The sequence below is a fragment of the Rhodanobacter sp. PCA2 genome (assembly GCF_013620825.1).
Classification (GTDB): domain Bacteria; phylum Pseudomonadota; class Gammaproteobacteria; order Xanthomonadales; family Rhodanobacteraceae; genus Rhodanobacter_A.
Map to the genome: position 1 here is coordinate 84,689 of NZ_NJIC01000012.1, position 25,916 is coordinate 110,604.

Sequence of the window (25,916 nt, forward strand, 5' to 3'; positions counted from 1 at the left end):
ACGTTGTCAGGTACCCGTCGCACATACCGGCGGCGCGTGAGCGCCGCCGGTTCTGTGGCTTAGAACGAGAAGTCGTACTTGACCCCCAGTCGGACGTAACGCGGCGGCGTATAGCCCAAGGTGCCACCGTAGATCGTGTTGGCGGTGTTCAGGCCATCCGTTGAGCTTTCGTTGATCGTGGTGGTCTTCTGGCTGTTAGTCACGTTGAACACGTTCAGTTCGAAGGCCAGCTTGTGGTCAGCGAATGCCGGGCGGTAGGAAACGCCCAGATCGAGCTGATAGGTCCACGGGAGTGTGCCGACGGCGCCGCGCGGCGAAACCTTGCCGTAGCAGACGTGGTAGGCGCCGATGCCATTGGAGGTCATGTAGCCGCTCGGATCGGTGTCCTTGCCATTGGCGTTGGGCCACCACGCACCGAGGCAGTTCTTCGGACGGCCGGAGTTGGCGGTCAGCGTGCCGCTGAGCATCCATTCCGGCGTGACCTGCCAGTAGCCGAATGCACGCAGCTGGTGGCGGCGGTCGTTCGGCAGGTTGCCGTTGGCGAATTGCATGAACTCCGGGAAGTCCCAGTCCTGCGAGCTGGCGACGTCGGCCTGTGCGAGATCGGACTTGATCTGGCCTTCGGTGTTGCCGTAGCTGTGCGACCAGGTGTAGTCGAAGCGGCCGTACCAGGTGCCGTCAAACGGGTGCTCAAGATAGGCATTGATCTGGGTGTACTTGCGCTTCGCCTTGGGCATGCCCAGGTCGGCGGCGCTGAGCTGCACGTGGATCAGACGAGTGGTGTTCACGCTGCCGTCGGCGTTGTGATACGGGGCCGTGTAAAAGTCCGCACTCTTGCCTGGATTGAAGATCACGCCGGGATAGGGGATGCCGTCTGCGCAATCGTCGACATCGCTGTATTCGCCGTCGAACAGGTTGTGGTCCGCCATGAACTTGCAGACGGGGCGAGGATCGGAGGTGTCGTCCACCTGCGATTCCAGGCGGCGCAGGATTCCCCTCACGCCCGCCGTCCAGTTGGCGGACAACTGTTGGTCTGCGCCGATGATCAACTCATCCTGGGTATGCGACTTCAGGTTGTTGATGCGCGCGGTACGCGGATCGCGGGGCTGGCCAAACTCGGCATTCGGCGAGAGAACGCCGGTCAGCGCGGTCAAGCCGGTGGGCAGGTCGGTACTCGGGTCGATGCCGGTGAACGAGTACCACTGGGTGGTATTCAGGGAGCCGCCGGCGCCACGCACGGCCACGCCATTCGGCAGCGCGAGGTAATAACGGCCGAGGTTGGCGTAGATCTTCAGCGACGAATCGCCATGCACGTCCCAGCTGGCGCCCAGGCGCGGTGCCCACTGGTTCTTCTGCTCCATGAACACCTTGCCGGCGCTGTTGTAGTTCTTGAACGACTCGTTGCGCAGGCCGATGTAGCCCAGCCAGCGATCCGTGATCTGCCAGTGGTCTTCGAGGTAGTACGCACTCAGCTCGGTCTTGTAGTTGCCGCCCAACTTGTGGGTGATCAGGCGGACCACGCCGTTCGGGTAGGTACCCTGGGTGGCACCCGGCGGCAGCGCGCCAGCCGGCTCGTAGCGCCAGTAACCGCCGTACTTGTCCTCGTTGGCGTACATCTCGCCCGTGACCGACTTCAGCGTCTGGTTGTCGATGCCCGCACGCAGGTCATGCGAACCCAGGCGGTATTCGACGTCGAGGCGGTAACCATCCGTCTTGTCCGACTTGCCGGTGGAGAGGTTTCCGTACGGCTGGTAGTTGTGCATCTGGTTTGCCACCGGGCTGGCGGCGTTGGCGCGCACCAACGGGAAGTCCGGCGCGATGGTCATGTTGGGGTTGTAGCCCTTGGTCTGACCATAGAGCGCCGTGACCGTCAGGTCGTCCGTGAGGTACCCGGTGTACTTGCCCACGTACAGGGAGTTGTTGTTTTTCGTCGCACTGACGGTGGCCGGCGTGCCAGCGCGATGTGTCAGCGTGGTGTAGTCGTAGCCGAAATTGTTGTTGGACTGCCGATCGTTGTCGGCCATGCCGGTCAATTCAACCAGGTTGCTGTCGTTGATGTTCCAGTCAATCTTGCCGTACCACTTCACCGGCTTGTCGGTGGACGTCTGCCAGCCGCTGGTCGGGTTGTTGGCCGACGACAGCATGTTGCCGGTGGTTTGGTTGTAGCCCACCGTGGACGTGGTGCCTTGGAGAGTGGTGCGGGTGAAGTCTGCAGCGCCGTAGATGAACAGCGTATCCTTGATCAGCGGGCCACCAACGCCGATGGAGACGGTGGTCTGCGTCGACAAGTTCTTTTCACGATACTGGCGGAGCTTGCCGTCCGACTTGTAGGCCTGTGGATAGCCGCCTTCCGGATGGCTCGGGTACAAGTAATTGCTGGGCGAAGAACGGAGGCTTGCCGGCGTCCAGTACACGGCTGCCGTGCCCTGCCAGGTGTTGGTGCCGCGCTTGCCCACAAGATTGACCACGCCGCCAGTGGAGTGACCGAATTCGGCGCCAAGGCCGCCGGTGAGCACCTGCGCCTGGTCGATTGCGGAGAACGGCAGCTCGAAGAAGGTTTCGTTGGTCTGCGGGTTGGTGACGTTGTAGCCGTTGATGTTGTATCCGTTTTCGGAGATACCCGATCCACCCATCGCCAGCACGCCTGTGCCGAAACGGCTGTCGCCACGGACCACGCCGGGCGCCAACAGTGCAGCCGAAACCACGTTGCGAGCCACCGGAATCTTGGAAAGTTGCTCAGCCGTCAGGACTGTGCGCGTATCCACCGAGGACACGTCGATGCTGGGCAGGGCGGATGCAATTACCGAGACGCTCTCGAGATTCTTGACGTTGTTTGCACCGGCGAAAGACACCTCGGAGCTGCCAGCGATACTGACGCTGACATTCTCGCGGGTGCTTACTGTCTGGCCATTTTGCTGAAGGGTGACCGTGTAGATGCCCACCGGCAACGAGCTGGCGCGATAGCGGCCATTGCTGTCGACAACCACGTCGCGGGCCAGGCCAGTGTTTGTGTTCACGATGTGAACAGTGGAGCCCTGCGTGGCGGGCGCCTGACCGAAGATGGCTCCCGAGGTGTTTGACTGCGCCATTGCGCCGGTGGCGACAAGGCCAAGACCAAGGCCGAGGCTCAGCGCCAAGGCCGTACGGCGCAGCGGCTGCGTCGAAAAAGCAGTGCGATTACTCATGAAATGCATACTCCCCAGTAGTTCCGGATAAGCCGGATGGTTCCCCTACGAACGATGGCGCAGCTTCATGCGCTTGAGGCGCCTGACGTTGCCCAACTGCTGGCCGGCTCAGAGAACGGCCAGCGAAACATCGGCGGCAAGCGTAATTTCATCATGCACATCCTTGCGCCTTCGCTGGAACATAACGCGAGCGTAACGAACATTCAACATGATCTTGCGATACGCCTGAGTATGTTTTCTCGACGCGAAGCAGGAAGGGAAGCCAGCAGGGCGACGAATCGTTTGCCTGTTGGCTTGGCGTCTGGAAGCGGCGCGCAGGAGTAGCGACAGCCACCGGGCTTCGCGTTCGGTATGCCCATCAAACGTAGGGCCTGCCGCTTCGTGGATGACGCCGACTTTTTTCTCAAGATTCGCCCCAGCTTCCCCGGACTTGCCCATCAAAAAAGCCGCCGGGATATCCCGGCGGCTTGAACTGACTGGTCAGGAGAGGGCGCAGCGCCCGCTCAAGACGGATCGCATCAGTAATCGTAGGTCACCCCGAACCGCACGTAACGCGGCGCCTGCGAACTGATCGGACGCAGATAGCTGCTGGAGGCCGAGATCGCGTAGACCTGCGTGGTCTTCTGCGTATTGAACACGTTGTAGACCATCACGTTGAAGGCCAGCTTCTTCCCGGCCCACTCCGGACGGTACTGGGCGCTGAGGTCCAGGCGATACGTCCACGGATTGTCCTTGGTGCCCGGCGGCCACGGCTTGCCGTTGCAGAAGTGGTAGTAGGGGCCATAACCCAGGCCAGGGTTGGGCTGGGCGCCGGGGTAGAAGCCCAGGCAGGTCTGCGGCGCGCCGGACAGGACCGCAACATTGCCCGAGACCAGCCATTCCGGCGTGATCTGGTACGAACCATAGGCCTTGAACTGGTGCTTGTGGTTGTTCGCCAGGTAGCCGTTGGCAAAGTCCATGACCTGGGCGTAATCCCAGTCCACCGTGGCCGACACGTCTTCCTGGCCGATGTCGGTACGCACCTGGCCTTCGCTGTTGCCGTAGTTGCGCGAGAACAGGTAGTCGAAGCGGGCGAACCACTTGCCGTCGAACGGGTGTTCCAGGTACGTGTTCAGGCCGTAGTAGTGGCGCTTCATGGTGGTGTTGAAGCCGAAGTCCTTTCTCCAATCCATCGGGACTTCGTAGTAGCCGCCCCCGAGCTTGGCGACGTAGTACGTCGCGTTCTTGCCCGGATTCATCAGGTAGCTGCCCGGCATGACGCTGGCGTCGTAGGTCGCCGGGTCGATGCCCATGTTGTTCATCTTGTTGATGATCGAGTTCTTGTCGCCGATGTCGTCGATCGCATTGCGCAGGTTGCGATAGGTGGCCTTGGCGCCGTACATCCACGAGTCGCCCAGCTTCTTGTCGAAGCCCAGGATGTATTCGTCCTGGTATTCCGACTTCAGACCCTTGGCCGCGGCCACCCTGGGATCGCGCGGCTGGCCGTATTCGCCGTTGGCGGACAGCGGCATATCCGGGCCGCGGCTGGTGTCGATCGGGCTCAGGCCGGTCGGGATGCCGTTCGCGTCGATGCCGGTATAGGTGTAGTAGGTGCGGGTGTACAGCGAGCTGCCTGCGGAGCGCAGCGCCACGCTGGTCGGCAGCGCCAGATAGTAACGCCCCACGTTGCCGTAGACCTTGAAGCTGCTGTCGCCGCTGACGTCCCAGCTGAAGCCCAGGCGCGGCGCCCATTGCGGCTTGGTAAGGCGCAGGTAAGGCTGGCCGACGGCGTTGAAGTTGGTGAACTGGTCGTTGCGCAGGCCGAGCTTCAGCAGCAGGCGGTCGTTCACCTGCCAATCGTCCTGGATGTACTGCGCGCGTTGCGCCACGCGTACCGAGGCGTTGTCGTGGTACTCGTACTTCGCCACGTAGTAGCCGGTTTCGCCGCCCGCATAACCGGCGGTGGGAGCCACCCAGGGCGAGTTGTGCCAGTCGGCGCCCGGCAGCGCCGAGCCGGGGCCGCCGAGGATGTACAGGCTGGGGTCCGGATCGCCATTGGCGTCGGTGACCGGCTCGTTGTATTCCCAGCCGTAGCCCAGGCCTTGGGAGGGGAACATCGTGCCGCCTTCGATGTTCTTCAGGTCCATGTTGTCGATACCCGCCGTGAGCGTGTGATCGCCAAGGTGGTAACTGAGGTCCACGCGCAGGTTGGTGCTGACGGAACGGTGCCCCGGCAGGTTGATCGTGCTGACGGTCTGGTTGTTGGTTATGACCTGGCCACCGGTGATATCCGGGTTTTCGCCGGTCGGGGTGTAGATGTACGGGTAGGTGGGGTCGTACCCGGGGGTGTCGCTGTAGTACGTGCTCTTCATCTTGCCGTACATGACCGACACGGTGAGGTCATCGGTGATGTAGCTGGTGAACTTGCTCGAGAACAGCTGCGCGGCATTCTTGGTGTGGGTGTCGTAGCTGTTGAAGCCGCCTTCCTGCAGCGTGCCGTAATCGAACGCGTTCATCGTGCCCCGGTAGGACGACTTGGTCGAGGCACCGGTCACTTCCAGGATGTTGCTGTCGTTGATGTTCCAGTCCAGCTTCGCGTACCACTTCGGATTGTCGTAGCGGTAATGGGTGTCGTACGGGGCGGCATTCGAACCGACGAGCTGGCCCTGCCTGCGTTCCGCCTCGATCGAAGTGAACAGGAACAGCTTGTCCTTGATCAGCGGGCCGCCGAGGTAGGCGTCGATCGTGGTGGTCCAGCCCTTGTTGTCTTTGCGATACTGGCGCATCGCGCCACGCGAGCCGTCCTTCTTGACGTAGTAATAGTTCTTCGGGTCGCTCTGGAGATCGGTCGGCGTCCACTCGACCATGCCGCCGAAATGCCAGTCGTTGGTGCCGCGCTTGCCGACCTGGCTGATCACGCCGCCGTCGGAGCGACCGTAAGCCGCGCCATAGCCGCCGCTGAGGATTTCCTGCTGGTCGATCGAGCCGTAGGGCAGGGAAATGCCACCGAAGCCGCTGAGCGGATCGGTGGTGTTGAAGCCGTTGAGATAGTAGGCGTTCTCGGTGACGGAGGAGCCGCCGAAGGAAACCAGGGAGCCGCCCATGGGGCCGACGAAGTAGGAGCTGCCCTGCACGACGCCGGGAGCCAGCAAGGCGATCGCTTCGGCGCTGCGCGCCAGCGGCAGCGTGGCCAACTGCTGGGAGGTGATCACGGTGCGCGAATCGACGCTGGTGACGTCGATGGACGGGAGGGCGTTCGCGGTGACGGTCACGGAAGACAGCTCGCGGGCATTCGCTTCCGAGGCTCCGAAGGAAACGTCCGTGCCCGAACCCACGCGCAGCACCACGTTCGAGCGTGAATCGACGGTCTCGCCGCCACGCTTCAGCGTGACGGTATACGTACCCAGCGGCAGCGAGCCCACGTTGTAGCGGCCGGATGCGTCAACGGTGGCCTCGCGGGTGAGGCCGGTTGCGTTCTGGACGACGACCGTGTCCGCGCTACCCGAACGCGTCTGGCCAAAGATGCTGCCCGTCGTGGCTTGGCCGGAGGCCAAGCTGGTGAAACCCATGCCCAGCGCCAAGGCGAGGGCGGTTCGACGACAGGTGATACCGCGTCGACTGAGATTGGTGGTCATCGTTGATCTCCCGAATCCAAAGTTGTGCAAAAAAACGACGAGACGTAGATTTCCTTGAAAAACAGGAATTTATGTAACTAACTGTGATCCCCCCGCTGTTCTTGCAACCATGGGCTCCTGATCTGTTTCCGACAGATGCTGTCCGGCAACGCTGACATGGCAAGAAGCTACGAACCTATAGCAAGAATATACGACGGTCAACGATTCCATAACATCCTCGCCGCGTGAAAACGGCACGCTTCGAGATGCGGTGTAGGTTCCTGCGAATGGAGTCGAGGGGCGAGGATGGGGCGTCCTTGCCGACGTTGCTGGCAAGCGAGCGGTCACGAGGTGCGCCCAACGGTTTCCGTTGCCGGGCCAACGGTGCCGGCACGAACAGATGGCGCACCCCTCGGCGTCCCGTGCCGATCGGGCAGCGGATGCCCCGGGTGGTCGCTGCTGGCGGCGAAACAGCCGCTCCGATCGCCTTCGCCGAAGTGGACGAAAGCGATGAAATCGATGGGAAAAACCCCAAGCGGGTTGCCATGCATGGCCTGGTCGCCGGCACGACCGGGTCGATGGGGGTCGGTTGCGGCGTGCCGGTCGCGGGGATCGCTGCGAACAGCCAGCGCGGCGGTGCGTCCATGGGACATCGCCGACACTGCGGGAGTCGCTACTGGCCAGCGCCGCGTGGGCGGCGCCATTCAACTGCTGTTTCATCGGTTGGGCGGGACTGCCTTCCGCGGTGAACCAGGTGGGGACGTGCCCCCGGTCCGGGATCGCCTCGTCCTGCCCTCACGGGGAAGGGGGCTGCGGCTCGCGGCGGCCAAGTGGATATCCGCTTGTTGCACGTCATCGCCAAGCCATGGATGCCGGCGCAGCTGATCGCGCACCTGAGGGACCGGAAGCGCGGATCGCCGATACTGGGCATTGCCGACGGGCATGCCTTGCTTCCGCGGCGATGGGGCGCAGGAGGCGGTGATTGAGACTTCATTCCGCGCCTGTTGCCGAGGCGTAGAGCCGCTTGCCGCGACCGCCCGGGCGCGGCAAGCGCTGCTGCCGGGTCAGGGCGAAGGCTTGCCCTTGCCTATGTATCTGGCCAGGAACTCCTGCATGCGGTTCAGGCGTTCCACGTTGTTGGCTTCCGTATAGAAGCCATGGCCTTCGTTGGGCTTGCTCATCCATTCGTACGGTTTGTGCGCGGCGTCCAGGGCGGCCCGCATGGCCTTGGCCTGGGCGAACGGCGCGCGCTGGTCGTCCTCGCCGTGGATCAGAAGCACCGGCACGTCGATCCGGTCGGCGAGCTTGTCGGGCGAGTTGTCGGCCAGCGCCGCATCGTCCTTGCCGATCACGTTGGTGAGGTAGTTCCGGCCGGAGGCGGCCAGGCGGATGTCGCCTTTCTTGTACATCATCGCCAGGTCGTAGATGCCGGCGTAGCCGATCGCGCACTTGAACAGGCCGGGGGCGCGGATCACCGACATCAGCGCCGAGTAGCCGCCGAAGCTGCCGCCGTACACGCACACCCGGTCCGGGTCGGCGTAGTGCTGCTGCTCGGCCCACTTCACGCCGTCGATCAGGTCCTGCTGAATGCGGGTGCCCCACTTCAGATAGCCGGCCTCCCGGAAGTCCGCGCCGCGGCCGCCGGACCCGCGGTAGTTCACCTGCAGCACGAGGTAGCCGCGGCTGGCGAGGAATTGCGCGTCGGCGTCGAAGAACCAGTTGTCGTCGACGCCGTGCGGGCCGCCGTGGGGCAGCAGCACCATCGGCAGCTGGTTCATCGGCGCACCAGCGGGCACGGTGAGGATGGCCTCCAGTTCCATGCCGTCGCTGGCCTTGAAGCGCATCGGGATGCGTTCGGCCATTTTCGCCGGCTCTATCCACGGCGCCAGCTCGAACAGCTTGCGCACCTTGTAGTGCTCGGTGTCGATCAGGTAGTAGGTGCCCGGGTCGCGGTCGCTGCTGACGGTGAACAGCAGCTCCCGGCCGTCCTCGCTGAAGTCGATGAAATCGACGAACTCGCCGGGAAACTTCTGGCTGATCGCCATGTACAGCCTGGCTGCCGGCAGGGACGGGTCGACGTAGACCGGTTGCGGCGTGCCGGTCGACGGGATCACCGCGAACGGCTGTCGCGGCGGCGCGGTCCACTGGACGTTGCCGACGCTGCCGAAGTCGTCCTTGGCCAGCACCTTGCGGTCGGCGCCGTACAACCGCTGCTCGATCAGCTGCGAGGGACCGCCTTCCGCGCTGTACCAGGCGTAGATGTGCTCCTTGTCCGGGGCGGTGGCGAACGGCGCGAAATACCTGCCGGCCTGCGCCTTGCCCAACTGGGCCCAGCGATCGCCGATGCGCTGGTAGGCCACGTACTCGAAATCGGGATTGGTGCCGAACGCGAATTCCACCTTGCCGTCCGGGTTCACCATGAAGCTGAGCTGGCCCACGCCGATGTCGCCGATCAGGTGGCGTACGTTCTTCACGGCATCGACGTCGTACAGCCTGCTCTGGTTGTCCTCGTTCCAGGGTTGCGCGCCGAGATAGAAGTGGCCATTGGCCTTCTCGGGCAGCCCGTCCACCGAACCCCAGCCGTTGTCGGCCTGGCGGGTGTCGCCGCGGCTGCCGTAACCGGACCGATAGCCGAACAGATAGTCCTGATGGGTGCCGTCGACATTGGTGGCAAGGATTTCGCCCGTTCCACGCGGCTGGTCGATGGAGCCGAACTGCTTGCCTTTCTCCACCACCAGTCGGGTCGAGCTGACCCAGGCCACGTTCACCGGTACCTCGAACCTGGGCATGCGCAGCATGCTGACCGGGTGGCTCATGTCGGCGACATCGAAGATCACCAGCGCATGGTTGCCGTCATCGTCCATGCGCAGCGCGACGTGTTTGCCGTCCGGCGACAGCCGGGGCATGGACACGCTGGCGTGGCGGGCGAAGCTTTCCACCGGAATCAGGTCCGCCGCGACGGCGACGGACGGCAGCAACCACGCCGCGACCAGCGCGACGCGCAGTTTGCGCAAAGGCATCATCCCCTGTTCTCCCCTGTAGAGACGTTGTGGCCCGGCCGTGGCGAGTGCTCCCCTGCACCAGGACTGACCGGGTGTCCGGCAGTGTAGCCACCGGGTGAGGGCCTGTCCCGCTACACTGGCGGCCTTGTCCGGCCTGATCCCGCACCGCATGACGCAGCCCCTGGTCGTCAATATCGAATCCGTCGCCTTCCACCTCGGACCGGTGCAGGTGCACTGGTACGGATTGATGTACCTGGTGGGCTTCTTCAGCGCCGCGCTGCTGGGGGAATACCGCCGCCGACAGGGGCGCCTGCCGGTGACGCGCGACGCGCTGAGCGACCTGTTCTTCTACGGGATGATGGGCGTGATCGTGGGCGGCCGGGTCGGCTACATGCTGTTCTATTACGCCGGCGGCCTGCGCTGGATCTGGACCGAACCGCTGGCGCTGTTCCGCGTGTGGGACGGCGGCATGAGCTTCCACGGCGGCCTGCTCGGCGTGCTGGCGGCGGGCTGGTGGTGGTCGCGCCGGCGCCAGCTGCACTTTTTCGACACCGTGGATTTCGTGGCGCCGCTGGTGCCGATCGGGCTGGGGCTGGGACGGCTGGGCAACTTCATCAACGGCGAACTGTGGGGCAAGCCCACGCAACTGCCGTGGGGCATGATCTTTCCGCACGCGCATGTCGAGGACGTGGCCTATGCGGCGACACATCCGCAATGGCTGGCGCAGCTGCAGCAACTCGGCGGCCTGGTCCGCCATCCTTCGCAACTGTACGAGATGGCGCTGGAGGGCGTGGTGATGTTCGCCGTGCTGTGGCTGGTGTCGATGAAGCCACGCCCGCGCTATCTGATCTCCGGCCTGTTCGCGCTGATGTACGGCTGCTTCCGTTTCGCGGTGGAGTTCGTGCGCCTGCCCGACGCCCAACTGGGTTACCTCGCGTTCGGCTGGCTGACGATGGGGCAGATCCTGTCGCTGCCGCTGATCGCCGTGGGCCTGTGGCTGCTGTGGCTGTCGCGGCGCGCGCCCACGTTGCGCCTGTACGAGGTGGCGATGCCGCCCAGGGACAAGGCATGAAGGCCTACCTCGACCTGCTGCGCCACGTGCTGGAGCACGGCACGATCAAGGCCGACCGTACCGGCACCGGCACGCGCAGCGTGTTCGGCTGGCAGATGCGCTTCGATCTTGCCGACGGCTTCCCGCTGGTCACCACCAAGAAGCTGCACCTGAAATCCATCGTCCACGAGCTGATCTGGTTCCTGCAGGGCGACACCAACATCGCCTACCTCAAGGAAAACGGCGTCAGCATCTGGGACGAGTGGGCCGACGAGCATGGCGAACTGGGTCCCGTCTACGGCAGGCAGTGGCGCGCCTGGCCCACGGCCGACGGCGGCGCGGTGGACCAGATCCGCTGGGTGGTGGACGAGATCCGCCGCAATCCCGACTCGCGTCGCCTGATCGTCAGCGCGTGGAACGTGGGCGAGCTGCCGAAGATGGCGCTGATGCCTTGCCACTCGCTGTTCCAGTTCTATGTGGCGGACGGCAAGCTTAGCTGCCAGCTCTACCAGCGCTCCGGCGACATCTTCCTCGGCGTGCCGTTCAACATCGCCAGCTATGCGCTGCTCACCCACATGGTGGCGCAGGTGTGCGGCTTGGGCGTGGGCGATTTCGTGCACACGCTGGGCGACGCGCACCTGTACAGCAACCACGTCGAGCAGGCGCGGCTGCAACTGACGCGCGAGCCGCGCCCCTTGCCGACGCTGGTGCTGAACCCCGAGGTGCGCGCGCTGGAGGATTTCCGCTACGGGGACATCGCCATCGAGGGCTACAACCCGTATCCGGCGATCAAGGCGCCGGTGGCGGTGTAGCCACCACCGTGCAGTTGCCGGTTCGCAGCCGCAGCCGATTTGTGGCCGACCAGTTGCCCCAGTAGAGGCCGGCTCCGCCACCGCCCGTATCCACCAGCAGTTTCAGCTTCTGCCCGGTCACCGTCTCCGGCACTGCATGGAAACGGCCCGCCTCTTGCACGGTGGGCTGCGCCCGGCCTTGGTGGGCGTGGCACCCGTGGCAGCCGACGCCAGCGCGGTCCCCGGAAAACCCGTGAATATGACCATGCTCGGCGCTCCGTCGAATGGCTACAATGGGCGGGATCATGGGCAGGCGGTCGTGCTGCCGCATATGCCGCTTGTACTTATGACTTCCTGCCAGGAGCCAAGATGGCCATTTCGCTGATCGCCGCCCTCGACGAGAACTTCGCCATCGGCCGCAAGGGGCATCTGCCCTGGCACCTGCCCGACGACCTGCGCTGGTTCAAGCAGCTCACCGTGGGCAAGCACGTGTTGATGGGCTACAACACCGCCGTGTCGATCGGCCGGGCGTTGCCCGACCGCACCAACCTGGTGTTGTCCAAGCGCCACGACGCGCCGTTCCCCGGCCAGGTCACCGTGCGTTCCATCGAGGAAGCGCAGGCCCGCTGCGACCACACCGGCCTGATGGTGATCGGCGGCGGCCAGGTGTTCCGCGAGGCGTTGCCGGCGGCGCGCCGCCTGTACCTCACCTGGGTGAGCGCGGCGGTGGACGGCGCGGATACTTTCTTCCCCGGCGTGCACTTCAGCGAATGGACCGAGGTCTCGCGGGTGCATCACAAGCACGACGCCGAACACGCCTACGATTTCGACATGGTCGAGTACGTCCGCGGCAGCTGAGCGTGGGAACTGCGCCGCTGCACGTGCTGGCCGGCGCGCTGTGCGACTGCGAAGGGCGCGTGCTGCTGGCCGAGCGACCCGCCGGCAAGCATCTGGCGGGCCTGTGGGAGTTTCCCGGCGGCAAGCGCGAACCCGGCGAGACGCCGCTGGCGGCGTTGGCGCGCGAGCTGGACGAGGAACTGGGCATCGCGCTGGTCGAGGCCGCGCCGCTGATCCGCGTGCCCTGGCATTACCACGAGCGCGAGCTGCTGCTGGATGCCTGGTGCGTGACGCGCTGGCGCGGCGAGCCGCGTTCGCTGGAAGGGCAGGGCCTGCAATGGTGCCCGCCGATGCAAGCCGATCCGGGAATGCTGGCGCCGGCGGACCGCGCGATCCTGCAAGCCTTGCGCCTGCCGCCGCATTACCTCGTCACGCCAGCCGAGGTGCTGCCGGGCGAGCGTGGGCAGTGGTTCGAGCGGGTCGGTCGCGCCATCGAAGCGGGCGAGCGGCTGCTGCAGTTGCGCCTGCCGCAGTGGTCGCGTGAGGAAGTGCGCGCGTTCGCCGCATCGTTGTTGCCCGTGGCGCGCAAATACGGCGCGCAGCTTTTGCTCAACGCGGATATCGAGGGCGCGCAGATGCTGGGCATCGGTGTGCACCTGACCGGCGCGCAATTGGCCGCGCTCGATGAGCGGCCGCTACCGCTGCTACAAGTCGTCGGTGCCAGTTGCCACGATGCCGCGCAACTGGCGCAGGCGCTGCGGCTGGAGGCGGATTTCGCCACGCTGTCGCCGGTGATGGCTACCGCCAGCCATCCGCAGGCGCAGCCGCTGGGATGGCCGAGTTTCCAGGCGCTGGCCGAGGCGGCGGCGATGCCGGTGTACGCGCTGGGCGGCATGGCGCCGGCGCTCCTGGCGCAGGCGCGGGCAGCCGGTGCGCAGGGCGTGGCGGGGATACGCGGCTTCTGGCCGGCCGCCTGATTCAGTCCGCAGCGTCGTCCTGCAGCGACTTCAGCAACTGGAACAGCTCGCGGTAGGCGCGCGGCGGCTTGTTCGGCGCCGCCTTCTCCACGCGCGCCTGGCGGATCAGTGCGCGCAGGTGCTGGCGGTCGATGCCGGGATGGCTTTCGATCAACTCGGAGGTCGCGTCGTCGCCGTCTTCGCCCAGCAGGCGCTCGCGCAGCGCTTCCAGCCGGTGCATCGCGGCGGTTTCCTGGCGCTGGCGGTCGCGGTTCTCGCCCAGCGCGGCGCGTACCGCGTCGAATGCGGAGCTGTCGTGGCGGCGCATCAGCTTGGCGAGGAAAGCCAGCTGGCGCTTGCGCGCGATGTGCGAAGGGATGCGGCGCACGTTGGCGATCTCGTCGCGCACGTCGTCCGGCAGCTCCAGCTTCGCCAGTTTCGCCGGCGGCAGTTCGACCAGCTGGCCGGCCAGCTCCAGCACGGCCAGCGCATCGCGGCGCTGCTGGGTGCGGGTGGGGCCGTAGTCGTGCTCGGGGTCGTCGGTGTAGTTGCGGTTCATGGGTTTTCCAGCGGACCCGGTTCGGCCCGTTCCAGCGCGAAGCGGGGCATGCGCGTGCCGTCCACGGTCACGCTTTCGGCGAACATCGCCGCGGGGCGCACCCACAGGCCGTGCTCGCCGTACAGCGCCTGGTACACCACCAGCGGTTCCAGCGTCTCGCTGTGGCGGGCGGTGCCGAGGACGCGGTAGTGCTGGCCCTTGTAGTGGCGATATAGGCCGGGGACGACCGACATGGGTGGCTCCGCGTAGCGTTGCAGTAGTGCCGCGGCATCCCCATGTGGAGACGGCACGGCGCGGATCGTGCATTCTACCTGTTTGAATTCAGCCCGTTGACCCGTCCGGAAATCCCTACGTGAGCGAAATCGCACCCTCCGCCGACCGCAGCCCCGCGGACCTGGACCACCTCGCCGAACTGGCCGAAGACGTGATCCGCCGCGCCCGCGCCGCCGGCGCCAGCGCCGCCGAGGTGGCCGCCAGCATCGACACCGGCCTCAGCGTCAACGTGCGGCTGGGCGAGGTGGAGACGGTCGAACACACCCGCGACCGCGGCTTCGGCCTCACCGTGTACTTCGGCCAGCGCAAGGGTTCGGCCAGCACCGCCGACCTGCACCCCGACTCGATCCAGGCCACGCTGGACCAGGCCTGCGCCATCGCGAGGTTCACCGAGGAAGACCCGGCCGCCGGCCTGGCCGACGCCGCGCGCATGGCGACGGCCTTCCCGGACCTCGACCTGTGGCACCCCTGGGCCATCGACACCGCGGGTGCGATCGAACTGGGCCGGCAGATCGAGGACGCCGGCCGCGCGCATGCCGGCATCAGCAACTCCGACGGCGCCGGCGTGCAGAAGGGCGAGAGCCTGTCGGTGTACGCGAATTCGCACGGTTTCGTGGGGCGCGAGCGCGGCACCCGGCATTCGCTGTCGCTGTCGCTGATCGCGGGCGAGGGCGAGCGCATGCAGCGCGACTACTGGTACGACAGCGTGCGCAGCGCCGGCGATTTCATCGGCGCGGCGGCGCTGGGCGACAAGGCGGCGGAACGCACGCTGGCGCGGCTGGATGCGCGCAGCCTGTCCACCCGCGACTGCCCGGTGCTGTTCGCGCCGGAGATCGCCCGCGGCCTGATCGGCCACCTGCTGGGCGCGGTGAGCGGCGGCGCGCTGTACCGCCGCGCCAGCTTCCTGCTCGACCATGCGGGCAAGGCGATCATGCCGGCGTGGTTGCGCATCGAGGAGCAGCCGCACCTCAGGCGCGGCCACGGCTCGGGCAACTTCGACGCGGAAGGCGTGGCCACCGTGGACAGCGCGCTGGTGGAAGGCGGCGTGCTGGCGCGCTACGTGCTGGGCAGCTATTCCGCGCGCAAGCTGGGCCTGGCTTCCACCGGCAACGCCGGCGGCATCCACAACCTGCGCGTGGCGCCCGGTGCCGCCGACGGCGAGGCCAGCGACTTCGCCGGCATGCTGCGCCGGCTGGGCACCGGCCTGCTGGTCACCGAGGTGATGGGGCAGGGCGTGAACACCATCACCGGGGATTACTCGCGCGGCGCGGCCGGTTTCTGGGTGGAGGACGGGGTGGTGGTCCACCCGGTCCAGGAAGTCACCATCGCCGCGAACCTGCGCGACATGTACGCCGGCATCCTCGCCACCGGCAGGGACGTCGATCCGCGCTCGCATATCCTGTGCGGCTCGGTTCTGGTAGGCCGGATGACAGTGGCGGGTGAATGATTCCTGCGGCATGCTGGGTACGCGTTTGATCCATGCGCGATGCGCGCATTCCACTCACCGGGAGGATTGCTCATGAGTACACCGTCGGACCAGATGCCACCCTCGCCACCCTCGCCGCCCGCCACCACCGAAGCCAGCAGCGACGACCGCAACGTCGCCATGCTCACCCACCTGTCGGGCTTCATCCTCAACGTGATCGTGCCGTTGATCGTGTGGCTGATCCACAAGGATCGCGCCGACAAGGCCTATCTCGTGAAGGAAGCCAAGGAGGCGCTGAACTTCCAGATCACCGTGCTGATCGGCTACGTGGTCTGCTGGGTGCTCACCTTCATCCTGATCGGCGCGCTGCTCACGCCGCTGCTGTGGCTGCTGAACCTGGTGTTCTGCATCATCGCCGCGGTCAAGGTCAGCTCGGACGGCACGTATCGCTATCCGTTCGCCCTGCGCCTGGTGAACTGAGCCGAAGTTCGGCCGAACGGAAAAAGCCCGCCATGCGGGCTTTTTCCGTATGGCGGTCGCCAGCGGCGGCAGTCCGCATGCGGGACGACGTCAACGCGATGTGAAGAAAGCCGCGGAGGCTTTTCAGTGGTGCCGCTGTGCGGAGTAGCGGGCCAGCTCGGCCAGCAGTTCGCCGCGGGGGCCCAGCGGCGCGATGGCGTCGAGCGCATTCGTGGTGAGTTCGGCCAACCGGGCGCGCGAGGCGTCGAGGCCGATGATCGAGGGGAAGGTGGGTTTGTCGGCGGCGGCGTCCTTGCCGGCGGTCTTGCCGATCACGGCGGATTCGCCTTCCACGTCGAGGATGTCGTCGCGCACCTGGAAGGCCAGGCCCACGGCGGCGGCGTAGCGATCCAGCGCCGCCAGCGTACCCTCGTCGGCACCGGCGGCCAGCGCGCCCAGTTGCACCGCGGCGCGGATCAGCGCGCCGGTCTTGCAGGCGTGCATGTGTTCCAGTTCCGCCAGCGTGAGCTTGCGGCCCACCGCGGCAAGGTCCAGCGCCTGGCCGCCGGCCATGCCTTCGGCGCCGCAGGCGCGGCCCAGCGCGTGCAGCATGCGCATGCCGGTGGCGGCGCCAGGTGCGGCGCCGGGAGCGGCCAGCAGTTCGAAGGCCAATGCCTGCAGCGCGTCGCCGGCGAGTATCGCCATCGCCTCGCCGAACACGATGTGGCAGGTGGGGCGGCCGCGGCGGAGCGCGTCGTCGTCCATGGCGGGCAGGTCGTCGTGCACCAGCGAATAGGCGTGGATCAGCTCCACGGCGCAGGCGGAGGCGTCGAGCGCGGTGTCGTCGCGGCCCAGCGCGTGGGCCGCGGCGTAGACCAGCAGCGGGCGCAGGCGCTTGCCGCCGCCGAGCACGGCGTAGCGCATGGCGCGATGCAGTTCGGCGGGGGACTGCGCGGCGTCGGGCAGGCAGGTGTCCAGCGCCTGTTCGGCGCGGTGGATCAGTGCTTGGAGTTGCGGCCCCAGTTCAGAGTTCGGGTTCAAACGGTTCGGCAGTGTCAGGGGCTTCGGGGTCGAGCAGCAGGCGCACGCGCAGTTCGGCCTGCTCCAGTGCCTGCTGGCAGTGACGGTACAGGCCGATGCCGCGCTCGAACGAGGCCAGCGATTCGTCCAGGCTCTGTTCGCCGCCTTCCATCTTCGCCACCAGCTGTTCGAGCTCGTCCAGCGAGTGTTCGAAGTCGACGGCAGGGGGCGTCTTGGCGGCGGTGGAAGCGGTCTTGGCCATGGCCCGCAACGCTAGCGCAGCGGGGCGCGGGAATCAATGCGAAAGGCCGTGGCCGACCCTGCAAAAACGCGGTTTTGGAGTCTGGTTGGCAGGTGTCACGAACCGGGTTGCCAGCACGGCAGGCGGCCTGCGTCATCGAACAGTTGCCGGCCGCGCGCGCTGGCCCAGCGGTCGGCCACGGCCACCAGTTCCTCGCCTTCGTAGAGCAGGGGGCAGGCAATGCGTTGCCACGGCGGCAGCGCCGCCTGCTGGAACAGGTCGCGCAGCTCGCGGGTATGCGCGTCGCCGGCCGGGCGGATGCGTTCGCCGCCCCGCCGCAGCCGCACCGTCAGCGGCACGGGCAGGCGGGCGGCCGCATCGTGCAGGGCGAGGTGGCCGCCATCGGGCAAGGCCAGCGGCTCGCCTCGCCAGCCTGTTGTCTCCCAGTCCGGATCGATGGGCGGGGGCAAGGCGCGTGCCCACAGGCGGCCCTTCCAGATGTGCAGTTCCGTGCCGCCCCAGCGGATGCACGGCGACTGGCCCGCTGCCGCGGCGCATTGGCGCTCGATCTGCGCGCGCTGGGCCGTGGTGGGCGCCGACAGGCCGCGCGTGTGCAGCCAGTGGTCGAGCAGGGGTTCGCGCAGCGCGGGGGCGAGCGCCAGCCAGCCGCCGGCGTCGAGGCTGCCGGTGTCTTCGTCGTGCAGCGACGCGAAGGCGTCCAGCCATTGCACGCGCAAGGCATCGGCGGCGGCGCGGCTGAGCGCGGCGCTGTGCAGGATCGAATCCACCGCTTGCGGCCAGTACGCGGCAAGGCGCGGCAGGATGTCGTGGCGCAGGCGGTTGCGTGCGAGGCGCGTGTCGGCGTTCGACGGATCGTCGATGCAGGGCAGGCGGTGCGTGGCGACGTAATCGCGCAGTTGTTCGCGCGTGATGTCGTGCAGCAGCGGCCGCCACAGTTCGCCGCGGCCCAGCGGCCGGCGTTCGCGCATGCCGCCCAGCCCTTCCGGCCCGGCGCCGCGCAGCAGCTTCAGCAGCACGGTCTCGGCCTGGTCGTCGCGGTGGTGGGCCAGCAGCAGGATTTCACCTGCGCGCAGGTGCGTCGCGAACGCGGCGTAGCGGGCATGGCGCGCGGCGGCCTCCACGCCTTCGCCGCGCTGCGTTTCGACCTGCACGCGCAGCACTTCGCACTTCAGGCCGAGACCGGCGCAGAATTGCCGGCAATGTTCGGCCCATGCGGCGCTGTCCGCATGCAGGCCGTGATCGATGTGCAGCGCCCGCAGGCCGCGCGCACGCGCTGCCGGCCGTTGCGCCAGCGCGTGCAGCAGGGCCGTGGAGTCGGGGCCGCCGCTGAACGCCACGCAGAGCGCGGCTTCGGGCATCCCAACCAGCGCGGCATCGAGGTGGTCGGGCAGCGATGACTTCACTTCTTGCCGCTTTTGGGTCGCACGTAGATGTGCTTGCCGTTGCCGATGTGCCGCTCCTCGGTCTCGAACAGGCCGATGTCCTTGATCAGGCCGCTGAGCTTGGCGTAACCGTAGTTGCGCGAGTCGAAGTCGGGCGACTGCTTGCTGACGATGCTGCCGACGGCGCCGAGGCCGGCCCAGCCGGAATCGTCGGAGGCGGCCTCTATCGCGCCGCGCAGCAGGTTCATCAGGCGCGTGTCGCCGCGCAGTTCCTTGACCGAGCGGGGCTTGGGCGCGGTTTCCGCCTCGCTTTCGTCGGCGCGGACCAGCACCTCGGTGTAGATGAACTTGTCGCAGGCGGTGCGGAACGGCTCGGGCGTCTTCTTCTCGCCGAAGCCGTACACGGTGAGCCCGGACTCGCGGATGCGCGAGGCGAGCCGCGTGAAGTCGCTGTCGCTGGAGACGATGCAGAAGCCGTCGAAGCGCTCGGAGTAGAGCAGGTCCATCGCGTCGATGATCATCGCCGAGTCGGTGGCGTTCTTGCCCACGGTGTAGCGGAACTGCTGGATCGGCTGGATCGAATGGCGCAGCAGCGCGTCCTTCCAGCTGTTGAGGTCGGGCTTGGTCCAGTCGCCGTAGATGCGCTTGACATGCGCGGTGCCGAATTTGGCGATCTCGGCGAGCAGGCCTTCGACGATGGCCGGGCGTGCGTTGTCCGCGTCGATCAGTACGGCGAGCTTGTCGTGGGCCATGGCGCTTCCCGGCAGCGTGAGGATGCTGCCGATGGTAGCGCCAGGTGCGCCGGCGCGCCGTTATTCCTGGAACGCGCCGTAGCTGCGCAGGCGCTCGTAGCGCTGTTCCCGCAGGTCGGGCAGGGGCATGGCCTGCAGTTCGTCGAGCTGGTTCATCAGCACGGCCTTGAGGCGCACGGCCATGGAGTGCGGGTTGCGGTGGGCGCCGCCCAGCGGTTCGCGGATCACCTTGTCGATCAGGCCCAGTTCCAGCAGGCGCGGCGCGGTGAGGCCGAGCGCCTCGGCGGCGTCCTTGGCGCGTTCGGCGCTGCGCCACAGGATGGTGGCGCAACCTTCCGGGGTGATCACGGAATAGGTCGAGTACTGCAGCATGTTGGTGCGGTCGCCCACGCCGATCGCCAGCGCGCCGCCGGAGCCGCCCTCGCCGATCACGGTGCAGATGATCGGCGTCCTGAGGTCGGCCATTTCCAGCAGGTTGCGGGCGATGGCTTCGCTCTGGCCGCGTTCCTCGGCGCCGATGCCGGGGTAGGCGCCCATGGTGTCGATGAGCGTGAGCACAGGCAGGCCGAAGCGCTCGGCCATCTTCATCAGGCGCAGCGCCTTGCGGTAACCCTCGGGGCGCGGCATGCCGAAGTTGCGCCTGAGCTTGCCCTTGGTGTCGCGCGCCTTCTGGTGGCCCACGATCATCACCTGCCGGCCGTTGATGCGGCCCAGGCCGCCCACGATGGCGCCGTCGTCCGCGTACATGCGGTCGCCGGCCAGCTCGTGGAATTCCTCGCAGATCACGCCGATGTAGTCCAGCGTGTACGGGCGCGCCGGATGGCGCGACAGCTGGGCGATCTGCCACGAGGTGAGGTTCTTGAAGATGTCGTTGGTCTTGAGCTTGAGCTTCTCGCGCAGCCGGCCGACTTCCTCGTCGATGTCGAGCGCCTGCCCGTTGCTGGTGTGGCGCAGTTCCTCGATCTTCGCCTCCAGCTCGGCAATGGGTTGTTCGAAATCGAGGAAGTTGGGATTCATTCGCCAGGATTCGTGGACGGTAGCGGGCCAGTATACCGGGCGCGCAAAAAGCGGGGGAACGGGGGCGTATGGCTGGCGCCGCGAGCGGCGCCAGCGCGGCACATGGATGTGCCGCCCGTGTGCAGGCGCGATGCGCCTGCACAGCGGAGGCCGGGTCGGCTGCGCCGGCCCGGCCAACTCGAAAGCCGCCAGGAAGGCGGCTTTCGAGTTCAGGCAAGGCTCCTGCTCTGGTGCTGCGCGCCGTGGAAAAACCTCACTCCCCCCTGACCATCCGCAACCGCGCCGCCTGCACCCCCGGCAAGGCCCTGACCGCGCGCAGCAGGTCGGGTATGGCCTCCACCCGCCAGTCCTCGCCCAGTTCCAGGTCGGCCTGGGCATCGGCGTTGTGGTAGCCGTGCAGGGTGACGCTGGCGCGACCGCCGCGGAAGCCGGCCAGGGCCTGGCGCAGTTGGGCGGAGAAGTCGGGGCCGATGCCGTTCAACTTCACCTGCAGCAGGCGCGCCTGCCTGCGGCAGGCGTCGGCCAGGGTGGTGGCGCTGCGGGCGCGGATCTGGAAGCCGCCGCCGGAGAATTCGTCGATGCGCAGGCCGCCCTCGACGATAAGCATCTCGTCGCGCAGCAGCAGCGGGGCCACCTGCTGGTACAACTCGCCGAAGAAGCTCACCTCGATCGCGCCGGTGCCGTCTTCCAGCCGCACGAAGGCGTCGCTGTCGCCGCGCTTGCGCACTGCCACCACCATGCCGGCGGCCGTCCACGGCGTGTCGGGGCCGCGACGGAAGCGGTTGCCGTCGTCGCCGTCGCTCTTGCGCGGCCGCGGCGGCTGGTAGCGGTCGACGATCTCGCCCAGCGGGCAGGTGGCGAGCTGGGCGAGTTCCTCGCGCCAGGGATCGACGGGGTGGCCGGAGAGATAGTGGCCCAGCGTGTCCCGTTCGCCTTGCAGGCGCTGCTCCAGCGGCCACTCGGGGGCGGTGGGCAGGTCGATCTGCAGCACCGGCGTGGCCGCGCCCATGGCGGCGCCGAACATGTCGTTCTGGCCGGACTGGCGGTCGCGCAGGTGCTGCTCGGCGGCCTTGATCGCGTCGGGCAACTGCAGCATCAGGCTGGCGCGGTTCGGCGCCAGCGCGTCCAGCGCGCCGGAGAGGATCAGCGCCTCCAGCACGCGCCGGTTGAGCTTGGCGGGATCGACGCGGCGGCAGAAGCCGGCGAGATCCTGGTAGACGCCGCCGCGCAGCCGTTCCGCCACGATGGACTCGCAGGCGCCCTGGCCCACGCCCTTGATCGCGCCCAGACCGTAACGGATGACCTTCGGTTCGACGGCCACGAACATGTAGTCCGAGGCGTTCACGTCGGGCGGCAATACCTCGAGGCCGATCGCTTTGGATTCCTCGATGAAGGTCACCGCCTTGTCGGTGTTGTCCATGTCCGACGAGATCGTCGCGGCCATGAATTCGGCGGGGTAGTGCGCCTTCAGCCACGCGGTCTGGTAGGAGACCAGCGCGTAGGCCGCGGCGTGCGACTTGTTGAAGCCGTAGCCGGCGAACTTCTCCATCACGTCGAAGATCTCGTCGGCCTTGTCGCTGCCCACGCCGTCCTTCGCCGCGCCCTCGCGGAACTTGGCGCGCTCCTTCGCCATCTCCTCGACTTTCTTCTTGCCCATCGCACGGCGCAGCAGGTCGGCGCCGCCGAGCGTGTAGCCGCCCACGATCTGCGCCATCTGCATCACCTGCTCCTGGTAGACCATGATGCCGTAGGTCTCTTTCAGGACAGGCTCGACGCGCGGGTCGGGATAGACCACGTCCTCGCGGCCGTGCTTGCGCGCCACGAAGTTGGGGATCAGGTCCATCGGGCCGGGGCGGTACAGCGCGCCCAGCGCGATGAGGTCGTCGAAGCGGTCGGGGCGCGCGTCCTTCAGCATGCGCTGCATGCCGGATGATTCGAACTGGAAGATCGCGACCGTCTTCGCCTTGGCGAAGATCTCGGCGTAGGTGGCGGCGTCGTCCAGCGGCAGCTTGGCGATGTCCAGCGCTTCCTCGCCGGCCTGCGCGCGGCGCGCGTTGATCGCCTTCACCGCCCAGTCGATGATGGTGAGCGTGCGCAGGCCCAGGAAGTCGAACTTCACCAGGCCGACGGCTTCCACGTCGTCCTTGTCGTACTGGGTCACCACGCCGCCGCCGCCCGCTTCGCAGTACAGCGGCGCGAACTCGGTGAGCGGCTGCGGGCCGATCACCACGCCGCCGGCGTGCTTGCCCACGTTGCGGGTGAGGCTTTCCAGCTTCAGCGCGAGCTCGATCAGCGGGCGTGCCTCGTCCTCGTCCTGCGCGTACAGCTCGCAGAATTCCTTGACGACGCGCTCGGGCTCCTTCCTCGATTTTTCCGTGCGGCCCAGCGCGTCGGACAGCGTGAGGTCCAGCGGGCGCGGCGGGATCAGCTTGGCGATCTTGTCCACCGCGCCGTAGCCCATGCCGAGCACGCGGCCGGAATCGCGCAGCACCGCCTTCGCCGCCATCGAGCCGTAGGTGATGATCTGGCTGACGTGGTCGCGGCCGTACTTGCGCGCCACGTAGTCGATCACCTCGTCGCGGCGGTCCATGCAGAAGTCGATGTCGAAGTCCGGCATCGACACGCGTTCGGGGTTGAGGAAGCGCTCGAACAGCAGGTTGAACTGCAGCGGGTCGAGGTCGGTGATCTTCAGCACCCACGCCACCAGCGAGCCGGCGCCGGAACCGCGGCCCGGGCCCACCGGGATGCCATTCTGTTTGCCCCAGTTGATGAAGTCCGCCACGATCAGGAAGTAGCCGGGGAAGCCCATCTTGATGATGACGTCCAGCTCGCGCTCCAGCCGCGCCTCGTAGTCGGCGAGGGTGTGGCCAGCGGCCAGCGGTGCGGCGGCCAGGCGTTCCCTGAGGCCCTGGCGCGACAGTTCGCGGATGTGGCTGTCGAGGTCGTGGCCCTCGGGCACCGGGAAGTCGGGCAGGTAGTAGGTGCCGAACTTCAGTTCCAGGTTGCAGCGCTTCGCCAGTTCGACGGTGTTTTCCAGCGCCTCGGGGAGGTCCGCGAACAGCTCGGCCATTTCCCCGGGGGATTTCAGGTACTGCTCTGCGCTGTAGTCGCGCGGCCGCTTGGGGTCGGCCAGCACGCGGCCCTGGTGGATGCAGACACGCGCCTCGTGCGCCTCGAAGTCCTCGCGCTTGAGGAAACGCACGTCGTTGCCGGCGACGACGGGAAGGCCCAGTTCGGCGGCCAGCGCCAGCGCCGCCGAGTTCCAGGTTTCCTCGCCCTCGCGGCCGCAGCGGGTGAGTTGAAGGTACAGGCGGTCCGGGAACAGTTGCGCCAGCGGGCGCAGCTTCGCCAGCGCGGAGTCGTGGCCTTGCGACAGCGCGATGCGCGCGGTTTCGCTCTCGCGGCCGAGCAGGGCGATCAGGCCGTCCGTCGCGTCGGCGGTGAGCCAGCCCGCCTCGACCAGCGCGCGGCCGCCATGCTGGCCTTCCTGCCACGCGCGCGAGACCAGGCGCGACAGGTTGAGGTAACCCTCGCGGTGCTGGCACAGCAGGGTCAGCCGCCACGGGCGCGGATCGTCCGGCGCGGCGATCCACAGGTCGCTGCCGCAGATCGGCTTGATGCCCGCCGCGCTGCAGGCCTTGTAGAACTTCACCAGCGCGAACATGTTGCATTCGTCGGTGAGCGCCACCGCCGGCATGCCCGCCTGCACGCAGGCGGCGACCAGCGCCTTGATGCGGATGGTCGAGTCGACCAGCGAGTACTCGCTGTGCAGGTGGGTGTGGACGAAGCGTGCGGACATGCAGACTCACCGGGTGAGTCTTGGAAGGCTAACCGTGGCCGGGTCCGCTCACAAGCTTGACAGCGCGGCCGTCAGGCGCGCGGGCCGCCCTGCGGCGCCCGCGCGCCGTCGGACTCAGCTCACGTGGAAGCGCTCGCCCTCCTCGGGCTTCACGTAGTGGTCGAGGCCGCTCACCAGCAGGGGCTGGTGGTTGTAGTCGAAATGCGGCGGATTCCGCGGGGCGCCGGCGGCGGGCGCGGCGGTGGCCTGGCCGTCGGGCAACGGGGCGGCGGGCGGCGGCAGGTTGATGGGCGAACGATGGATCGTGGGCATCATGGCACGACTCCTGCGTTTCGTTGACGCGGATGGCCATGCGGTGGCGATGCCTGCCGCCGGCATGGCCGGTGCGTCCATGCGGGCGGTGGTCCCGGTGAACATGATGCGCCCGATCGCGCCAGGGTTGCATGTGATGATCGGCACATCCCGACGTGCCGGAGCGGCCGTTCCGCGCTGCGGCGACATCCGCGGAACCGTCAGAACAAGCTGTCCCGGGCCAGCCGCTCGCGTACCGGCGCGTAGCTGCGCCTGTGCTGCACGCAAGGCCCCAGCCGTTGCAGCGCGGCCAGGTGGGCGGGCGTGGGGTAGCCCTTGTGCAGCGCGAAGCCGTAGCCGGGGTGGGCGGCGTCCAGCGCCACCATCAGCCGGTCGCGGGTCACCTTGGCCAGGATGGAGGCGGCGCTGATCGCCGGCTCCAGCGCGTCGCCGCCCACGATGGCGCGGCCGGGGCAGGGCAGGTCCCTGGGCAGCTTGTTGCCGTCCACCAGCGCCTCCTGCGCGGCGGGCGCCAGCCCGGCCACCGCGCGGCTCATCCCGGCCATGGTGGCCTGGAAGATGTTGAGCCGGTCGATCTCCTCCGCCTCCACCACCACCACGCAATGCGCCAGCGCGCGCTCGACGATCAACGGGTACAGCGCCTCGCGCCGCCGCTCGCTGAGCTTCTTCGAGTCGTCCAGGCCGTCAATGGGGCACGCGGGGTCGAGGATCACCGCGGCCACCACCACGGGGCCGGCCAGCGGCCCCCGTCCGGCCTCGTCCACCCCTGCTCTTAAAAAACTCTCGTCAATCGAAGTCATGGTCGCCACGTTTGCCAGTTGGCTGAAGAGTGCGAACCCACCCGGCACGTTCGCCTCCTCTCCCCTCCGGGGAGAGGATTGAGGTGAGGGGCCGGGGCTCGCACGGCAGCAGGACTAAGGCTTGTTCCGACGCTGCCTCATCACGTGCGCGTCCCCTCGTACAAGAAGAGAACAAACCACTCACCCACGCTCAACCAATTCCGCAATCGCCGCCGCCGCCGCATCCGCCGCACTCCCATCCAGCTCCGCCCGCAACGCGTGGTGCAAATGCTCGAACGCGGCGACGATGGCGCCGCGGCGTTCGCGGTCGTTGAACAGCGCGAGCACGGCGTCGGCAAGCTTCGCCGCGGTGCAGTCGTCCTGCATCAGCTCGGGCGCCAGCACCACGCGGTCGCCCATGCCGGAGGCGCGGGCGAGGATGTTGGGCAGCGCGTAGACAT

At 67.2% G+C, this 25,916-nt stretch carries 20 protein-coding genes and 1 pseudogene; 6 read left to right on the forward strand and 15 right to left on the reverse strand.

What is annotated here, in order from left to right:
* Positions 1–59 precede the first annotated feature (59 nt).
* The 4 genes from PCA_RS04785 to PCA_RS04800 all read right to left on the reverse strand — a co-directional run bounded on the left by PCA_RS04785 (position 60) and on the right by PCA_RS04800 (position 9,801).
* Positions 60–3,185 (reverse strand): TonB-dependent receptor, encoded by a 3,126-nt coding sequence (locus PCA_RS04785; protein ID WP_181301456.1) that lies wholly within the window; start codon positions 3,183–3,185, stop codon positions 60–62.
* A 108-nt stretch (positions 3,186–3,293) separates the two neighbouring features.
* Entirely contained in the window at positions 3,294–3,623 is a 330-nt protein-coding gene (locus PCA_RS04790) for a hypothetical protein (protein WP_181301457.1), read from the reverse strand.
* 80 nt (positions 3,624–3,703) lie between these two features.
* Complete coding sequence (locus PCA_RS04795) at positions 3,704–6,799, reverse strand: TonB-dependent receptor (RefSeq protein ID WP_255436665.1); 3,096 nt, start codon at positions 6,797–6,799, stop codon at positions 3,704–3,706.
* Positions 6,800–7,842: 1,043 nt separating this feature from the next.
* Complete coding sequence (locus PCA_RS04800) at positions 7,843–9,801, reverse strand: S9 family peptidase (protein WP_255436666.1); 1,959 nt, start codon at positions 9,799–9,801, stop codon at positions 7,843–7,845.
* 148 nt (positions 9,802–9,949) lie between these two features.
* Between PCA_RS04800 and lgt the strand changes: the two genes are divergently transcribed.
* The 4 genes from lgt (at position 9,950) to PCA_RS04820 (ending at position 13,436) form a co-directional block, all read left to right on the forward strand.
* Complete coding sequence (gene lgt / locus PCA_RS04805) at positions 9,950–10,852, forward strand: prolipoprotein diacylglyceryl transferase (RefSeq protein ID WP_181301458.1); 903 nt, start codon at positions 9,950–9,952, stop codon at positions 10,850–10,852.
* A complete protein-coding gene (locus PCA_RS04810) occupies positions 10,849–11,643 on the forward strand; it encodes a thymidylate synthase (protein ID WP_181301459.1) in 795 nt (264 codons plus the stop codon). The genes lgt and PCA_RS04810 overlap by 4 nt, the downstream gene beginning before the upstream one ends.
* Positions 11,644–11,991: 348 nt before the next feature.
* The gene (locus PCA_RS04815; protein WP_181301460.1) at positions 11,992–12,480 is read left to right on the forward strand and encodes a dihydrofolate reductase; all 489 of its coding nucleotides are present in this window, start codon (positions 11,992–11,994) and stop codon (positions 12,478–12,480) included.
* Positions 12,481–12,482: 2 nt separating this feature from the next.
* The gene (locus PCA_RS04820; protein WP_343204411.1) at positions 12,483–13,436 is read left to right on the forward strand and encodes a Nudix family hydrolase; all 954 of its coding nucleotides are present in this window, start codon (positions 12,483–12,485) and stop codon (positions 13,434–13,436) included.
* A 1-nt stretch (position 13,437) separates the two neighbouring features.
* Here the strand turns inward: PCA_RS04820 and yjgA are convergent, their stop codons facing one another.
* Both yjgA and PCA_RS04830 read right to left on the reverse strand, forming a co-directional pair.
* Complete coding sequence (gene yjgA / locus PCA_RS04825; protein ID WP_181301461.1) at positions 13,438–13,974, reverse strand: ribosome biogenesis factor YjgA; 537 nt, start codon at positions 13,972–13,974, stop codon at positions 13,438–13,440.
* Positions 13,971–14,207, reverse strand: coding sequence for a DUF1653 domain-containing protein (locus PCA_RS04830; RefSeq protein ID WP_181301462.1), 237 nt, complete (start codon positions 14,205–14,207; stop codon positions 13,971–13,973). The genes yjgA and PCA_RS04830 overlap by 4 nt, the downstream gene beginning before the upstream one ends.
* A 119-nt stretch (positions 14,208–14,326) precedes the next feature.
* On the opposite strand from PCA_RS04830, the gene pmbA reads away from it, so the two are divergent.
* Positions 14,327–15,694: a metalloprotease PmbA gene (gene pmbA, locus PCA_RS04835; RefSeq protein ID WP_181301463.1), complete on the forward strand. Its 1,368-nt coding sequence runs from the start codon at positions 14,327–14,329 to the stop codon at positions 15,692–15,694.
* Between the two features lie 93 nt (positions 15,695–15,787).
* Positions 15,788–16,153 carry a DUF4870 domain-containing protein gene (locus PCA_RS04840; protein ID WP_181301517.1) on the forward strand — a complete coding sequence of 122 codons (366 nt, stop codon included), beginning with the start codon at positions 15,788–15,790 and terminating at the stop codon, positions 16,151–16,153.
* Between the two features lie 123 nt (positions 16,154–16,276).
* Here the strand turns inward: PCA_RS04840 and PCA_RS04845 are convergent, their stop codons facing one another.
* The 9 genes and pseudogenes from PCA_RS04845 to PCA_RS17530 form a co-directional block, all read right to left on the reverse strand.
* Positions 16,277–17,173, reverse strand: a complete 897-nt coding sequence (locus PCA_RS04845) for a farnesyl diphosphate synthase (protein ID WP_181301464.1) — start codon at positions 17,171–17,173, stop codon at positions 16,277–16,279.
* Entirely contained in the window at positions 17,157–17,414 is a 258-nt protein-coding gene (locus PCA_RS04850) for an exodeoxyribonuclease VII small subunit (RefSeq protein WP_181301465.1), read from the reverse strand. Before PCA_RS04850 ends, PCA_RS04845 begins: the two co-directional genes overlap by 17 nt.
* 95 nt (positions 17,415–17,509) lie before the next feature.
* A complete protein-coding gene (gene tilS / locus PCA_RS04855; RefSeq protein ID WP_343204412.1) occupies positions 17,510–18,817 on the reverse strand; it encodes a tRNA lysidine(34) synthetase TilS in 1,308 nt (435 codons plus the stop codon).
* Positions 18,814–19,548: an NYN domain-containing protein gene (locus PCA_RS04860; RefSeq protein ID WP_181301466.1), complete on the reverse strand. Its 735-nt coding sequence runs from the start codon at positions 19,546–19,548 to the stop codon at positions 18,814–18,816. Before PCA_RS04860 ends, tilS begins: the two co-directional genes overlap by 4 nt.
* A 60-nt stretch (positions 19,549–19,608) precedes the next feature.
* Entirely contained in the window at positions 19,609–20,565 is a 957-nt protein-coding gene (locus PCA_RS04865) for an acetyl-CoA carboxylase carboxyltransferase subunit alpha (RefSeq protein WP_181301467.1), read from the reverse strand.
* A 253-nt stretch (positions 20,566–20,818) separates the two neighbouring features.
* Positions 20,819–24,364 (reverse strand): DNA polymerase III subunit alpha, encoded by a 3,546-nt coding sequence (dnaE, locus tag PCA_RS04870; protein WP_181301468.1) that lies wholly within the window; start codon positions 24,362–24,364, stop codon positions 20,819–20,821.
* Between the two features lie 114 nt (positions 24,365–24,478).
* On the reverse strand, positions 24,479–24,679 hold the full coding sequence (locus PCA_RS04875) for a hypothetical protein (protein ID WP_181301469.1): 201 nt from the start codon (positions 24,677–24,679) through the stop codon (positions 24,479–24,481).
* A gap of 197 nt (positions 24,680–24,876) precedes the next feature.
* Complete coding sequence (gene rnhB, locus PCA_RS04880) at positions 24,877–25,476, reverse strand: ribonuclease HII (RefSeq protein ID WP_181301470.1); 600 nt, start codon at positions 25,474–25,476, stop codon at positions 24,877–24,879.
* Positions 25,477–25,656: 180 nt separating this feature from the next.
* Positions 25,657–25,916, reverse strand: a pseudogene (locus tag PCA_RS17530) (lipid-A-disaccharide synthase); the annotation flags it as partial.

Coding starts and splice junctions, on each gene's coding strand:
- PCA_RS04785 (WP_181301456.1), bottom strand. CDS start 3,185: ATGAGTAATCGCACTGCTTTTTCGACGCAGCCGCTGCGCCGTACGGCC.
- PCA_RS04790 (WP_181301457.1), bottom strand. CDS start 3,623: ATGGGCAAGTCCGGGGAAGCTGGGGCGAATCTTGAGAAAAAAGTCGGC.
- PCA_RS04795 (WP_255436665.1), bottom strand. CDS start 6,799: ATGACCACCAATCTCAGTCGACGCGGTATCACCTGTCGTCGAACCGCC.
- PCA_RS04800 (WP_255436666.1), bottom strand. CDS start 9,801: ATGATGCCTTTGCGCAAACTGCGCGTCGCGCTGGTCGCGGCGTGGTTG.
- lgt (WP_181301458.1), top strand. CDS start 9,950: ATGACGCAGCCCCTGGTCGTCAATATCGAATCCGTCGCCTTCCACCTC.
- PCA_RS04810 (WP_181301459.1), top strand. CDS start 10,849: ATGAAGGCCTACCTCGACCTGCTGCGCCACGTGCTGGAGCACGGCACG.
- PCA_RS04815 (WP_181301460.1), top strand. CDS start 11,992: ATGGCCATTTCGCTGATCGCCGCCCTCGACGAGAACTTCGCCATCGGC.
- yjgA (WP_181301461.1), bottom strand. CDS start 13,974: ATGAACCGCAACTACACCGACGACCCCGAGCACGACTACGGCCCCACC.
- PCA_RS04830 (WP_181301462.1), bottom strand. CDS start 14,207: ATGTCGGTCGTCCCCGGCCTATATCGCCACTACAAGGGCCAGCACTAC.
- PCA_RS04840 (WP_181301517.1), top strand. CDS start 15,788: ATGCCACCCTCGCCACCCTCGCCGCCCGCCACCACCGAAGCCAGCAGC.
- PCA_RS04850 (WP_181301465.1), bottom strand. CDS start 17,414: ATGGCCAAGACCGCTTCCACCGCCGCCAAGACGCCCCCTGCCGTCGAC.
- PCA_RS04860 (WP_181301466.1), bottom strand. CDS start 19,548: ATGGCCCACGACAAGCTCGCCGTACTGATCGACGCGGACAACGCACGC.
- PCA_RS04865 (WP_181301467.1), bottom strand. CDS start 20,565: ATGAATCCCAACTTCCTCGATTTCGAACAACCCATTGCCGAGCTGGAG.
- dnaE (WP_181301468.1), bottom strand. CDS start 24,364: ATGTCCGCACGCTTCGTCCACACCCACCTGCACAGCGAGTACTCGCTG.
- PCA_RS04875 (WP_181301469.1), bottom strand. CDS start 24,679: ATGATGCCCACGATCCATCGTTCGCCCATCAACCTGCCGCCGCCCGCC.
- rnhB (WP_181301470.1), bottom strand. CDS start 25,476: ATGACTTCGATTGACGAGAGTTTTTTAAGAGCAGGGGTGGACGAGGCC.